Origin of the sequence: Nostoc sp. DedQUE02, assembly GCF_034531035.1 — a bacterium.
Lineage (GTDB): Bacteria > Cyanobacteriota > Cyanobacteriia > Cyanobacteriales > Nostocaceae > Nostoc.
Window position 1 is genome coordinate 1 of the sequence record NZ_JAVRBY020000067.1, and the last position, 15087, is coordinate 15087.

At 36.9% G+C, this 15087-nt stretch carries 11 protein-coding genes; 6 read left to right on the forward strand and 5 right to left on the reverse strand.

What is annotated here, in order from left to right; genetic code table 11:
* The first annotated feature begins 172 nt into the window (after positions 1-172).
* Positions 173-1456 (forward strand): protein kinase domain-containing protein, encoded by a 1284-nt coding sequence (locus RMX98_RS30560; protein WP_322680194.1) that lies wholly within the window; start codon positions 173-175, stop codon positions 1454-1456.
* Between the two features lie 119 nt (positions 1457-1575).
* On the opposite strand, the gene RMX98_RS30565 is transcribed toward RMX98_RS30560, so the two are convergent.
* Entirely contained in the window at positions 1576-1794 is a 219-nt protein-coding gene (locus RMX98_RS30565; RefSeq protein ID WP_012407469.1) for a DUF4327 family protein, read from the reverse strand.
* A 1010-nt stretch (positions 1795-2804) separates the two neighbouring features.
* Between RMX98_RS30565 and RMX98_RS30570 the strand changes: the two genes are divergently transcribed.
* From RMX98_RS30570 to RMX98_RS30590, 5 genes are all read left to right on the forward strand, one after another.
* Positions 2805-3209: a tetratricopeptide repeat protein gene (locus RMX98_RS30570; protein WP_322680193.1), complete on the forward strand. Its 405-nt coding sequence runs from the start codon at positions 2805-2807 to the stop codon at positions 3207-3209.
* 88 nt (positions 3210-3297) lie between these two features.
* Positions 3298-3891: an acyltransferase gene (locus RMX98_RS30575; protein WP_322680192.1), complete on the forward strand. Its 594-nt coding sequence runs from the start codon at positions 3298-3300 to the stop codon at positions 3889-3891.
* Positions 3866-5008, forward strand: a complete 1143-nt coding sequence (locus RMX98_RS30580) for a DegT/DnrJ/EryC1/StrS family aminotransferase (RefSeq protein ID WP_322680191.1) — start codon at positions 3866-3868, stop codon at positions 5006-5008. The genes RMX98_RS30575 and RMX98_RS30580 overlap by 26 nt, the downstream gene beginning before the upstream one ends.
* Before the next feature lie 54 nt (positions 5009-5062).
* On the forward strand, positions 5063-6301 hold the full coding sequence (locus tag RMX98_RS30585) for a glycosyltransferase (protein WP_322680190.1): 1239 nt from the start codon (positions 5063-5065) through the stop codon (positions 6299-6301).
* 100 nt (positions 6302-6401) lie between these two features.
* On the forward strand, positions 6402-9917 hold the full coding sequence (locus tag RMX98_RS30590; RefSeq protein ID WP_322680189.1) for a glycosyltransferase: 3516 nt from the start codon (positions 6402-6404) through the stop codon (positions 9915-9917).
* Positions 9918-10090: 173 nt separating this feature from the next.
* On the opposite strand, the gene RMX98_RS30595 is transcribed toward RMX98_RS30590, so the two are convergent.
* The 4 genes from RMX98_RS30595 to RMX98_RS30610 form a co-directional block, all read right to left on the reverse strand.
* A complete protein-coding gene (locus tag RMX98_RS30595) occupies positions 10091-11245 on the reverse strand; it encodes a glycosyltransferase family 4 protein (protein WP_322680188.1) in 1155 nt (384 codons plus the stop codon).
* A 15-nt stretch (positions 11246-11260) separates the two neighbouring features.
* Positions 11261-13480: a tetratricopeptide repeat protein gene (locus RMX98_RS30600; protein WP_322680187.1), complete on the reverse strand. Its 2220-nt coding sequence runs from the start codon at positions 13478-13480 to the stop codon at positions 11261-11263.
* 139 nt (positions 13481-13619) lie between these two features.
* Positions 13620-14180, reverse strand: coding sequence for a type IV pilin-like G/H family protein (locus RMX98_RS30605; RefSeq protein WP_322680186.1), 561 nt, complete (start codon positions 14178-14180; stop codon positions 13620-13622).
* A 206-nt stretch (positions 14181-14386) separates the two neighbouring features.
* Positions 14387-14953: a Uma2 family endonuclease gene (locus RMX98_RS30610; RefSeq protein WP_322680185.1), complete on the reverse strand. Its 567-nt coding sequence runs from the start codon at positions 14951-14953 to the stop codon at positions 14387-14389.
* Between the last annotated feature and the right edge of the window lie 134 nt (positions 14954-15087).

A 15087-nucleotide genomic window follows, 5' to 3' on the forward strand; every position in this document is an offset into this window, starting at 1 on the left:
ATGGGGAAGAAGCAGGGGAGCAATACTGCTCGGTTAAAGGGAAAAGGGTAAGGGGAAAAGGATTGGAAGGCTCAATAGTATATAAGGTTTTTTCCCCATTCCCCATTCCCCTTTTCCCATTCCCCATTCCCCATTCTCCATTCCCTAATCCATTTACCTTGTAGGTTGTATTGTGGTTAGTCTGACCCTGTTAGAACCGCAACAGAAAACGCCCCTCCAGCAGTGGTGCTTTGAGAACTCCTCCATAATTCGAATTGGTCGAGCGGCAGATAATCACGTTGTTTTAACTGATAGTTTAGTTTCGCGGCATCATCTAGAACTTAGACAAGTCGGTTCTGCTAGCAATGGCGGTACTTGGCAACTGATTAGTCAGGGTACAAATGGGACTTTTCTCAACGGTATCCTTGTGATTCAGAGTCCGTTACCAGATAATTCTCTTTTGCAACTAGCACAGGGAGGCCCAATACTGCAATTCCAAATTCAGGATGTAACAGTATTGGAAACTGGTGTGCGATCGCAACAAATGCAAGGGACAGAAGAAAACTTTGCCGAGACACTTTACTCAGCAAAAAATCCAGTAAATTTATCCTACACTTGCACGCACGAAGGTAACTCACCGAATAATTTATTCTGTATCCACTGCGGTCAACCTCTCTCAGTGCAACAGAAAATTCGCCATTATCAGGTGTTGCGAACTCTCGGACAAGGAGGGATGGGTACTACCTATCTCGCTTGGGATGCGACTGGCCAAATTGCGGGTATGCCACAACTGCTAGTGTTGAAGCAAATGAATGCTGATATGGTAAGAATTGCCAAAGCTCAAGAGTTATTTGAGCGGGAGGCGTATACTCTCAAATCTCTTAACCATCCGGGAATTCCTAAATATTACGACTTCTTTGTAGAAGGCGGAAAAAAATATTTGGCAATGGAACTAATCCACGGACAAGATTTGGAAAAACGTGTTTACACCACTGGCCCAGTGACACCAAACCAAGCGATCGCCTGGATGATCCAAACCTGTGATATTTTAGATTATCTTCATAGCCAAGAGCCTCCACTGATTCATCGCGATATTAAACCCGCCAATTTAATGGTGCGAAGTTCAGTAAATCGCATAGTGGTGCTAGATTTTGGCGCAGTTAAGGAAATTGGCACAGCGCCCGGTACTCGAATTGGTGCAGAAGGTTACTGCGCTCCTGAACAAGAACGAGGACAACCTTTGACTCAATCTGATTTGTATGCAATTGGGCCAACGCTGATTTTTCTGCTCACAGGCGAAAACCCTTTCAAGTATTACCGCCAACGAGGGCGAAATTTCAGGTTTGATGTGGCAAAAGTTCCCACCATTAGCTCGCAATTAAGAGAGGTGATTGATCGCGTTACAGAACCATTGCCACGCGATCGCTATCAAAATGCAAATGAATTAGCTGCGGCTTTAGCTGGTTGCAAAGTTTAGAGAGTCGGGAGCGGCTAGAGACGCGATTAATCGCGTCTAGGGATTGATAAATATTAAAAATTCCCATCCCCTATTCCCTATTCCCTATTCCCTATTCCCTATTCCCTATTCCCTATTCCCTATTCCTCATCCCAAGTTTCTACAGCTAGCAATTCACTAACTGGGTCTTGCATACTAAAGCCAAAGTCTAGCAATTCCTGTTTCCAGTGTTGCCATTCATTACCATAGAGCAAAGCGATTTTCCAGATGCTATCGCTTGGCTTGATAATATTCGATTCTATGAGTGATTGCACGTTGCGCTGCAATTTCACCATTGGGTGAATCACTTGCTGAGTCATAACCTCGATTGAATTCAGATTTTGTTGGTAAATACTTAATTAAAACTGCTTCCCATTCTGCAATTGTTGCCGGGTCGTAGAGTGGTGTAATTTTGGTAAAGCTAGTCTTAACTTTTTAACTATACCATAACAAACTCTACTAAATTACTGGTAAATTCGTTTTTGTACGGTAATTACCACCACAAAACTCTAATTTCACCAAGCAGTCCTTAAACTTTTTGCAGAAGTGAGGCAAATGTTAAGGCGGAAGGGTTCAGCGATGCTTCCGTTTCCCCTTTTTCCCTTTAACCTTTACCTGTTTTCTTTTTCCTCTTAACCTTTATCCTTTCTACACAAGAGTGCAACACTACCTTTAGTAAGATATCTATTATGGACGCCGAGCAGAATAAATTAGTCGTTTGGGAAGTTGCATAAAGTAGTTGCACTCAGGAAGACTGGGAAAATTCTATTTGTTTGAATCACAAAAAATATGTGTGCTTGTTGAAGAACCCATAAGACACGGGCTAGGTTGAAAATTTTTGACTGAGAGGGAAATTTGCAATTGAGTAGAAATATCTACTATTTTTGTTTATTTAAACGTTATTTAGAATATCGCAAACATCTGACATTAGACATAATCATCGCAAATCTTTATATAATTTTAATATTTTCCTCAGAGAATAAGACCTAAAGGGTTGCCCTGTTTAGGTAGAGGAGAGGGTTTTGCTTTGGGCTAAGGTTAGCCTTGTAAGGTAGAAGTACTGCAAATTAATTCACAAGGTTGATGGTTACAGTTATGCTGTCTAGCTCATCTTCGTCTACTGAATCGAGGATTAGAGGCATAGCGATCGCATGGCAAAATGTTGGTGCAGTATGGGTTTAGCATAAAGTTGCCTCGTTTTGAGAGTCAGCATTTGAAGTTTGTGTAAAAAATTTTTAGCGAAGATGTTAGTTTCTGTTGAGCAGATGGGTATCCTCAGAACGGGAGGCTTGCTAATACCTAAGTATTTACCACAGCAAGTATGTGAGGCATGGCTAGTTCTGATGAAGAATACCTAATTACCCGCAAAAAGCAGATTCAGCGACGACAAAAGATTGTCACGATAGTGTCAATGTTCTCGTTTTTTGGTTCTACAATATTTGCTATTGTTCCGGCAATTCAACAGGCTACTCAACCTAAGCCAGCAACTGCGTCTGCTTCACCTGAGTCAGGATTACAGCAACAGGCGCAAGGCTACGAGTTGGTTTTACAACGGGAACCAGAAAATCAACTTGCCTTGGAGAAACTGTCTGTGGTGCGGTTGCAATTGAAGGATACGAAAGGTGCGATGAAACTTTTGGAGAAGTTGGTGAAGTTGCACCCTGATCGGCAAGATTACAAAGTTGTATTAGAGCAGATAAAGAAGCAAGAGGGAAATAGCGATCGCATTAAGTAAATAAACAAGCTTGTTTCTTTGATTATCAAGGGAAGAGTTAACTAATCAAAAAGATTATTTATTGAATTTGTATGTGACTTGAATATAAATGATTCAAGATGTGATGGTAAAAAATATGCAAAGGTCTTTTGATAAATATGAGATACCAAGTGTCAATACCTTCGAGTATACAAAGATAGTAGGTATAGAAAACATAGAGTTTGGTAAAAATATTATAATTGATGATTTTGTTTTTATATATGCCAAAAAACTAGTTAAGATAGGTAACAACGTGCATATTGCATCCTTCACTTCGATTACAGGAGGCGAGCATTTTTCAATGGAAGATTTTTCTGCTCTTTCTTCTGGAGTAAGAATTTTAACTGGTTCTGATGATTTTAAACATTGGGGATTTGGAAATTCAACAATTGATGAAAAATATAGAAACACAAAAAGAGCACCTATACACATAGGAAAATTTTGTGTAATCGGTGCAAATAGCGTCATTTTACCAGGCGTTACTGTTGGCGAAGGGGCTACAGTTGGAGCAGGCTCAGTTGTCACAAAAAACCTAGATCCTTGGGGAATATATGTTGGTAATCGCAAAATAGGAGAGAGAGAACAAGTAGCTGTTCTCAATAACTACGAAAAATTTTTACAGGAGAATTTAGATAATAATGCAAATCCTAACTATTCAAAATAAACCATTTGATCAACCAATTTATGTAACGCGGCCAATTTTACCAAGCTTAGACAAAATTACTGAAAAGTTAGGAGAGATATGGGATAGCAAATGGTTAACCAATAATGGTCCACAGCATTGTTCACTTGAAAACCAATTAAAAAATATACTTAAAGTTCCATACTTGTCCTTGTTTAATAATGGAACAATAGCTCTTATAATTGCTTGCCAAAGTTTACGCCTAACTGGTGAAGTTATTACTACTCCTTTTACTTTTCCGGCAACTCCTCATGTATTGACCTGGAACAATATCAAACCGATATTTTGTGATATCGATCCGGTCACGATGAATATTGATGCCGATAAAATTGAATCAATGATCACACCCCAAACTTCTGCCATTTTGGGTGTGCATGTGTACGGAACTCCATGTGATGTTGTCAAGATTCAAGAAATAGCTGATAAATATGGCTTAAAGGTAATTTACGATGCTGCACATGCATTTGGTGTTGAAATTGATGGTGCAGGGATTGGCAGCTTCGGCGACATATCAATGATGAGTTTCCATGCAACGAAACTTTTTCATACTGTTGAAGGTGGCGCTTTAATCTTCAAAGAGTCAAATCTCAAAACCAGAATTGATTTCTTAAAAAACTTTGGTATTAAAAATGAAGAAGAAGTAGTTATGCCTGGAATCAATGGCAAAATGAATGAAATTCAGGCAGCTATTGGTTTAATTGTACTAGATTATATAGAAGATGAGAAAAATAAAAGAAAAGTTCTTGTTGATACTTATAAAGAATGTCTAAAAGATGTTCCTGGAATTAAGCTATTGCAAGAAGATAACAATTTTACCAAAAGCTATCAATATTTTGTAATTAGAATTGAGGAAAACATATTTGGTCGTTCACGAAATTATGTATACCAAAAGCTAAAAGAATATAATATTTTTACTAGAAAATATTTTTCTCCTTTGTGCAGTGATTATTCCTGCTATAAACAACTTCCTTCAGCAAGTATTACCAATTTACCAGTAGCAAATATTGTTGCTCAACAAGTTTTATCACTACCTTTATATGGTGAATTAGCACCTGACGAGATAGAAAAGATTTGTAGCATTTTGCTAGAAATAAAATGATCTCAAGAAAAAACTGCAATTACTGTAACTTGAAATAAATTTTCAGACAAAACAATGAAAGTTAGTGTTTTGATGATTACCTATAATCACGATAAATTTATTGCCAAAGCAATAGAAAGTGTTCTAATACAACAAGTTAATTTTGAATATGAACTTGTTATAGGAGAAGACTGTTCTACAGACACTACGCGTCAAATTGCTATTGATTATCAAAAAAGATATCCAGATAAGATTCGGCTGTTATTACCTAATAATAATTTAGGTATGAATCAAAATCTAGTAAATACCTTTAATGCTTGTACAGGTCAGTATATTGCCATTTTAGAAGCTGACGACTATTGGATTTATCCTGATAAACTACAGAAACAAGTAGATTTTTTAGATAAACGTCCTGAATATGCAATATGTTTTCATAATGCTATTATATTTTGGGAAGATAATCGTCAACCACCAGGTCTATTTCGACATAAACAAAAAGAAACATCTAGTATTGAAGATTTACTAATAGAAAATTTTATTCCTACTGCTTCTGTAATGTATAGAAATGGTTTAATAAAGAATTTTCCACAGTGGTTCTATGAATTAAGTATGGGAGATTGGGTAATTCACATTCTCAATGCACAGTATGGAAATATTGGATATATTAATGAAGTTATGTCGGCATATAGGCTTCATACCCAGGGAGTATGGACTAGTAAGAGTGATGAGCAGCGTTTACCAGCAATAATTAAAATGTTTTCTAATATTAGGGAATATCTTGATGTCAAATATCACGCAACTATAGATCAATCTATAAATTACTATTCTAATGGACTAAATTACGTGTTAAAACAAAAAGAATATGAAAAATATTCTATCTCAGAGACTTTATGTAAAACACTGAGTCTCAGAAACATAAATTTAATTATTTTTCCAGATTGGAAACAAACAAACAACTTTTTATATGAAAATTTAAAAATTACTATTATTAAACTTATTAGTCACCACGATATAAGCCAATTAACTCTTATTATTGATATTAGCAATGTAGGTATTGAAGATGCTGAATCTATATTATCTGATATATTATTTAGTATTTCTTTAGAAGAGAATATAGATATATCAGAAGATTTAAGCATTTCCTTTGTTGGTAACATGAATCAAAAAGAATGGACAGCTTTATTACCTTGCATTTCTGCCAGAATTTCATTAAACATTGAAAATAAAGAGGCTATTATACAAGCACAAGCCCAAAATATTCCGGTCTGGGATGTAGAGAGTATTAGTAAAATACAAACCAGCCAAATAAATTGATATTGTTAAAATATTTAACTGTAATTAGCATTGACAAACCAAAAAAATATAGTTAACACTGATTTAAATTAGAAACAATTGCAATGAAAAATGAGCATATATGAATAAACATATTTTACTTTATAGTGATGATCCAGGATTAGGCGGAGTTGCACAATATAACCATACACTTTTGTGCGGATTAGCAGCGTTAGATTATCGACTAACACATGTACAAAGTAATACTGATAATCCTTTATTGAATGCTCAAAAAGAGATAGAAATAGAGCATCTATTCCTAGATTTTGATACAACAAAAGAATCGGAACGCACAATAAAAGATGGTTCTCATGCACAAAAATTTTTTGAAACAGCTAAACCCGATCTGATAATTTTTAGTGACACATGGCCACTAGCTAATTCTGGCGTTAAGATAGTTGCTATTCAGATGGGCATACCATACATAATTGTCGTTGGTTTTGTTGCCCCCTATCCAGGTGGACTGCCCTCAGAATTTTTATCTCAAATGTTACGAGTTTATCAGCAAGCAAAGGCAGTTGTTGCAGTTTCATACGAAAACTTAAATTTGTTATATGAACTGTTTGGATTACCTAAAAATAAGGGACAAGTTATTTATTACGGGCGACCCGCAAAATATTTTGATCCTCCTCTGCAATCAGTTCGTAATAGACTACGCCAAGAATTAGGTATTCCCTCAAATGCAGTGCTGTGTTTTACATCTGCTCGTTTGGAACCTGTTAAAGGTTATCAATATCAATTAGCAGCTATTGAAGAATTAAAAAACACAGATATTTGGGATTTACTTTATTTTGTCTGGGCTGGAGGCGGTAAGTTTGAAAATGAACTTAGAGAAGCAGTTAATCAATTAGAAGTCGCAGATAAAGTTAAAATTCTAGGACAGCGTTGGGATATACCAGACTGGTTAGATGCCAGTGATATTTTTATTTTGCCTTCCTTGTCTGAAGGCATGCCCTTGGCAATAATGGAGGCAATGGCTAAGGGATTACCTGTAATTGCAACAGCAGTTAGCGGTATTCCAGAGGAGTTGTATGATACTGGGAAGTTGCTGCCCGATCCAAAAATTAACCCAGAAGCTACTGTTAAGGAGTTAGTAACAACAATTAAAGCCTGGTCTACAAACTCAGAATTGCGTAAGTCTATAGGTCAGGGATGTAAAACTCGTGCAGAAAATGCGTTTAAAGATGAACGGATGATTGCAGAAACCAACAAGGTAATTGAACGTAATTTAATTTCCAAATGGGATTATGTTTCACCTGATTTTGAAATTATTTGTCCTGATGCATGTTTCCCCAATATGATTGTTGGCAATACTGATAATTGTTCTTGGCCATATTTACGCAGAGAAATTCCACATAACTGGTATGTAGATTGGCGAGAACCAACTACAGGTTTTCTCAATCGAGATGAGGCACATATTCTTTACAATACGGCTTTAAAGTTTGTAGGTAAAAAAGCTTTAGAAATTGGTTGTTGGCTGGGTTGGTCAGCTTGTCATCTAGCTCTAGCAGGAGTTGAACTAGATGTTGTAGATCCTTTACTAGATAGGCAAGATTTTTATCAAAGCGTTAGTAGTTCACTAGAGACAGCTGGTGTTCTTAGCTCAGTTAATTTAATAGCTGGTTACAGTCCCCAGAAAGTTGATGAGTTAGCAGAGAAACTACAAAGAAAATGGTCACTGATTTTTATTGATGGAAATCATGATGCACCTGCGCCTTTATATGACGCGATGGAATGTGAAAAGTTTGCAGAAGATGATGCTTTAATTCTCTTTCACGATTTATCTTCTCCAGATGTTGCTCACGGCTTACATTATTTAAGACAACGAGGTTGGAATGTCATGGTTTATCAAACCATGCAAATTATGGCTGTAGCTTGGCGGGGCAATGTTGAACCAGTTATGCACGAGCCTGATCCACAAGTTGAGTGGCATTTACCACAGTATCTGCAAAGTTACAATGTGAGTGGTTTATTAATAAATTCAACTAACTATATTGAAAAATCTAAGCCGGATAAGATAATTCAATCAACTGTTGTTGAAGAACTAGATAAAAACATTGAATTTAGTTTAAGAGAATTCAACTTAATTGCTTTTCCAGATTGGCAACAACCAGAAGAATTACTCTATGAAGATTTAGTCTCTGTTATAAAAAGCATTATTACTCACTCAGAAAATGGGAAAATAACGCTATTTTTGGATACCAGTGGTATTTCTGAAGAAAATGCTAATTTTATAATATCAGATATTGTCTTTGATATCGTTCAGGAAAAAGATTTAGATATTGATGAGGAACCAGAAATTACTCTGCTAAGTAATCTTAGCCAAAAAGAGTGGGATTATCTACTGCCACAACTTTACTCTAGAATTTTATTGAGTAAAGAAAATAAACAGGCTATTTTACAAGCGAAAGCAGAAAATCTTCATGTATCTCATATTGAAGCTTTAAATGATCTGAAAACTGTTGACTTCAATACAATAACTACTAGTTCAAAGGCGAACGTAGATAAAGGATTTAATATCGCTAGTTCTCTTGGTAGTAAACCGCGCATAGACATAGTATTACAAGCATCTGGATTTCATGCTTGGTCTTGTTCTTATGGTTGGATCAATGTTTTACAAAAAGAGGGTCTACTTAATAGATTTTTTAGACCAATAGCAGATTGGAATGCAACTGAACCTAAATATGATGATGGTTTGTTTGATTACTTAAAAAACCCTCAAGCAGATATTGTATTGATGTTAAGTTTTGATTGGCATTCTCAATCTTTACATAATACTGCTAAGTGGCGGGAGCAATGGCATCAATCTCCGATTAAAAAATTAGGTATTGTTCAGGAGTGCTATTCTTCAGATGTTGTACAAAATAGTATTCAATGGCAGCAACAGATATCTGATGCAATGAATAATACCATACCATGTGTGGATGCCTTGCTTTGTAATCATGAACCTGATGTTGAATTTTTGAAGATTAATAAAAATTTATCGTTACCAATTACGTTTTTTCCAAATGGAATTGATCCGGAATATTTAAGAGTAAAAGTCCCGTTTAATCAACGATATAACCGCGCCATTTTCAGAGGTAACATAGCCCATTATTTTACTGAAAAAACCTATAGTGAGCGCCGCAATATGATACAGGCATTAAGTCAATGTCAGGAAGTTGATTTATTCCAATTTAACTTTGGCTTGATGACAAATCCTTTTGAGGCAGTACAAAAGTATAGTAATGAATTGAATGCCTATACACTCAATTTGAATCTACCATCAATGTCTGCTACTCTCACACACCGCCCGTTTGAAATTATGGCTTGTGGTGGGGTATTGCTGCAAAATAAAGTTATTGGTGAAATATCTAACCAATTCTTCCAAGACTGGGAAAATGTTGTTTATTATGATCCGGAAAATTCCGATGATTTAATTAATAAGATTAAATATCTTGTGGAAAATCCGGAAATAGCGCAAAATATTGCTGCAAAAGGTCATCAGTTATGCTATGAACAGCATACGCTTTCTAATCGCATTGCTAGTATACTAGATTGGCTGGGTTACAAATATGAAGTGAAGACTAACACTACTCAAATTGTGACTTTTCCTTAAGTAATTGTTTATAAATGAAATATAGCTACTAACGTGCGGCGTAAATACACACACCATTTTTAAGCCTTGTGATAAAAAATTAAATGTTCGAGCTTTTAATGGTTTGCTTATTTCCGCCGTTTTGCACTAGATACAACACTGTTAAATATAGAAGCTTACTTGTCTTTTAAGATTTACATTTTTCTTGAAACAAGTTTGAATAAAACAGATTCTAATTGTTCAATTGTATGGAGTTGGCTCAAATCAGACATGGCCCGTTGTTGTCCGGCATGAGTAATTCTTTCCCACTCAGTTGGACTAACTGGTAAGGAACACAAAACATCAGCTAAATCTAAAGGATTTTCAGACTCGAACACTAACCCATCTTTGCCATGTTCTACTATCTCTCCGGCTCCACCTGTACCGCTAGTAACTAATGTTAATCCTGCTGCCATTGCTTCAACTTGGCTGATACCAAAAGGCTCTTGAAACCGAGAAGGAAATACCAAAACGTTATGTGTCTGGTAAAGTTCCTTTAGTTCTTGGCGTGACAGTACGCCAGGAAACTTAACCTTGTCTTGCATACCTTCTGATTCAACAAATTCTTGGAGAGCTTGGTTAAATTCTGGTATGAGAGTCCCTCCAGCTATGGTAGCCGAAAATTTCATACCACCAACATTAAGCAAGGAAAGAGCCTCAATTAATATATCGGCTCCTTTGTATGGCATTACCAAACTCGCGTAGGCAATGCGTAGGTGATCGCGCGGCGGTAGTTCGGTTTGATAAAATTCTTCTACAGCTGCACCTGGATAAATAGTCTGAGTAGTATTAACTGGATAGCCATATTGTTTTAAGCTATCTCGAATCCAATTACTACAGGTAATGTATTGATATAGATGACTCTTGGGGGTTAACTCGGAAATATATCCTGGAGTAGCATTCATAACGTAATGGGCAATTGGGATGCCATCTGCCAGCATTTTTTCCAGAAGTTCCAGTCCTAAGAAATCAATGTTACCTGCTAGACACACATCTGGTTGAAAGGTTTGCAACTCTTGAGCCACGATTTGGCGATTCAGAAAAGTCCTAGATGCAACTTCTTCTAAAGAAAACCAGTGAGTTCCTTGTTTTGTCCATTCTCCACATAAATGTAAGCCCCGGCGAACCACAGGCTCTGGTTCTTTATTTGTGTAAGTAGTAGTATATTCTTCTGTATTACTTGTCATCACTAAGACAGTGTGACCACGATGATGTAACAATCTTGCATAGTCAGCGATCGCTCGCTCATATCCCCCAATTACTTGCGGCGGATATAAATTTGTAATGATCAGAATTCTTAGTTTATCCAAAGCAGTAACCTTTAATTATTTCCCTTCAAGATAGTTTGCCCACATTTGCTCGTAAGCTTTCTCCATCTCACGAGTAAATTTCTTGCCATTCCACAGTGGGGCTGTTTGCCGCGATGCTTTCAGCTTCAGAGCTACTCGGTGGCGTAAAGCCTCATCTTTCCCTAAACGCACACCCCACTCTACATACTCTTCATCTGTCCAGGCAATGCCTTCTGTTATACCCGCATTCATCATCATGGTGTAGCTATTACGAGCCACAAATTGTTCGCCGACTCGTGTTACCAAAGGGATACCCATCCACAATGTTTCTAAGGTTGTTGTTGCTCCATTGTAAGGAAATGTATCTAATACAATATCAGCAATGCCTAAATTAGCACGATGAACTGACTCTAAATAAACTTGTGGTAAAAATCGTAACCGAGAACAATCTACACCTTCTTCTTCGGCAATTTGATAAAAGAAGCGTTTAATCGTTTCCTCCTCAGCAGGCCCTTTAATCAAAAAGTAGCTGTTAGGTACTTGTTTGATAATTTGCATTTGCCATTTTGTCGTTTCTGGATGGCGTTTATATCCTCTTTGGGCGCTGAGATATACAACGGCATCCATAGGAATATCCAAGTCATCGCGGCGGAGAGTTGGGACACCAACTTCAAAACCATCTACTGCTATGTAAGTTTGAGGTAATCGCCAGATTTTTTCTGTATAGTAATTTTGGGCATTATCTGGCAATACATAAGGATCTGCGAGAAAGTAATCAATTGCAGGTATACCTGATGCATCCCACCCTAACCAAGTAACTTGAATTGGTGCTGGCTTTAGTGCCATAATTTCACTAGTGATATCTAAAGTGATGCTATCAAGATCAATTAAAATATCAATTTCATCTTGATATATCTGATCAGCAATCTCTAAACCATTCATACCTAATTGACGAGCTTTTCCTGCCTGACTTAGATACCAGTCTTGGAGATAGTCATTTACTAATGTGTAGTTAACAAAATATGTATGAATATCAAATTTATCTCGATCGTGATGCTGAAATAACCAGCGAGCTAGCCAGCCAACAGAATGATTCCTTAAAGCATAAGATATATAACCGATTTTTAATTTTTTATTAGGGAAAGATAAATCTCGATTCTTGATATTTTTGTGACAATAATTTTTTCCTTCTAATTGGCCAAAAGCTTGAATATAAAAGTTAAAAATATCAGCTACTTTATTATGAATAGCTCGAAAGTCAGCAGGAGCATCTTTAATGTGAGGTATCGCAAAAGATGGCGTAAGCAACCGTAATATTCTTCCTTCTTCTAAAGGAATTCGTTCAGCTTGAATGAACTGTTGAAACACAGTTTCCAATTCTTGACAAGTTGTACATATCTCTTGCCAATATCCTCCTGCTGACATCAGACCCCTTAACACCAAATGGAGCGCAAAAATTTTATCAGCCAAGCCTTCTGATAAGGAATAACACAATCTAGCTGTCTCTATTCCTTGAGAATAATTACGAGCATCTTGATAAAAAGTTGCTAGATGCCGCAAAATTTCTACATTATCTGGCTCTAGTTGTAAATGCAATTCTAGCAGAGATGCTGCTAGTAAAGGTTGCCGTAAAGTATGACCAATTTTAATAGCAGCAGGAAGCAGTATAGAGAAGCATTGATGAGTTTCAGAAAAATAAGGAAGACTAGCTTTTATTAAAGCTAGATTAACTGGGTGTAAGGGAACATCATTTAATAATTTTTTTAAAACTTTGATTAATAATTCGATATCAATCTCTACATTTTCTTTTGCATTTAAGCTTTCAAGTAATCCCCATTCATTCAAATTATCAAGTTCTTGAACATTTTCCAATTTGATAGATAGTATAAGTATTTGAAGCAAATTATTAATATAACTAGGATTAATTTCCCGTAGATGTTGGCGAATCAACCAGGCTATGGAATATTCTTCTAGTGTTTCGCGTCTTTCAGCTTCTATTTGCAAAAATTGAAATAGTTCATTTATCCAAATTGGTAACTGTTCTTCATTTGCCTCTGTTATTGGCAGCATCCAAGTCATTTGAGCTTCTGCTTCTTGCCCTTGTAATAGCAATAGTAACCCTAAATGCCAATAATAAGAAATAGCATTTGGTTCTATTGCTATTGCTTGTTCATATAACTGTGCTGCTTGCGAATATTTTTCTTGAATGAAGTATTGTTCAGCTTGGTTTTGCCAATTATATATATCAGTAATCATTGTAATTCTCTGAGAAAATTTTATGAGGAATAGACTTGTAAACGACTTACATAATGAAAATAAAGTGGATAGAAGCATCTACCCACTTTGAAAAAGATTTAGTTGAGAGACAATTTATATACTGTTTGTCCTTAGTTGATTACTTAGCCAAAGAGATAAAGTCGGTGGAGGGACAAACAGGTGCTCCAGCCGTGTAGGTAATCGCAGCAGCACTATCGTCTGCATTTTTACCATTGTTAACCATAGCGTTTTTAGCTTCACACAAAATAGCTACGGTAGTAGCTTCACTTGTAGCTTGTTGGGTTGTCACCTCTACAGCACCAATATAGGCTTTGAGAGGCGCAGTACCATTTAATACTATTCCTCGGTTGTTTATTGTGCTAGCGTCTCCTGCAACAGCATCATATTTGTAATTAACGGTTTGTGTTGCAATACCAAGACCTAAAGTACCAATTGAAGTTGAAAATGAAGTATTTTCTAAATAATAAGCTTGTTGGGCGCGGTTCATGGAACCTACATAAGTTTTAGCTTCTGACTGCTTGGCTTTGTTAGCTTGGTTCAAGAAAGAAGGCAGAGCGATCGCAGACAAAATACCGATGATGATAATTACTACTAGTAATTCAATAAGTGTAAAACCCTCATCTCCCTTCTTTTTGTCGAGGATGTGTTGGAGAAACTTGGCTTTTAATTCGCTTTTCATAAGTGTTTTCCCTGGGGTAGGAAGTGGTTGTGTGTTCTAGATGTAACTTACCCACCTGCGATCGCTTTCCTATCATCTCCAGAAAAAAAGTTTGGGGAGATACAGTTATACAATTCAGAATCCTTGCATTCCAAATGACAAAGATATAAACTAAGCCCCTGGTGTTCACCAAGGGCTAGATTCTTAATTTCATTTGTGAGAGTACTTTATTCAAACTCAGGTGGCCACAGTTCTGATATCGCCAGTTCCCAACCTGGCAGCAAGTCTGATAGTGTGAGGATATCGCCATTCTGCATCACCACTGGAGCTTGATTTATTCGATAAACCGTTACTGTCAAGTTGTCAGGGTCAATCAATATACCGACTATAGACCCAAGTTGCAAGAATAACTGAATCTTCTCTTCAAGTGGTTTGATTCTGTCGCTTTTAGATTTAATCTCAACCATCAAGTCTGGAACTAATTCTACAAAGTCGCGCTTGGTCTTTTTCAATCTGTCAGCGCGGACAAACGACACGTCAGGGGCACGTAGGTTCCTTTTTTCCGAGTCGTCCTCTTCTATTCTAGGTAATATGAAGCCTGCGCTAGAGCCAGTCACTCGCCCAAGCTTGCGCGACATTACCCAAATATTCAAGAAGGTACTCAACCGAGTGCCAATTTCCTCTGACTCGTAATCTGATGGCCCCATAACTACGATTTTCCCCTCTACCAGCTCCATCTGCCATTCTGGATGCTCAGTTTGTAGCTGCTCTAAGTCTGTAATAGTAAAAGACATAACACGACAGGAAATATTCTTATAGCTATCATAAATACTCCTTACATATCAAGCGGCAACCGATGAGCGCTGTCTCTGTATTCCTGATTTTTCTAACTTGTGATCGCTTACTATCTGGCGTAGCCAATCACAGT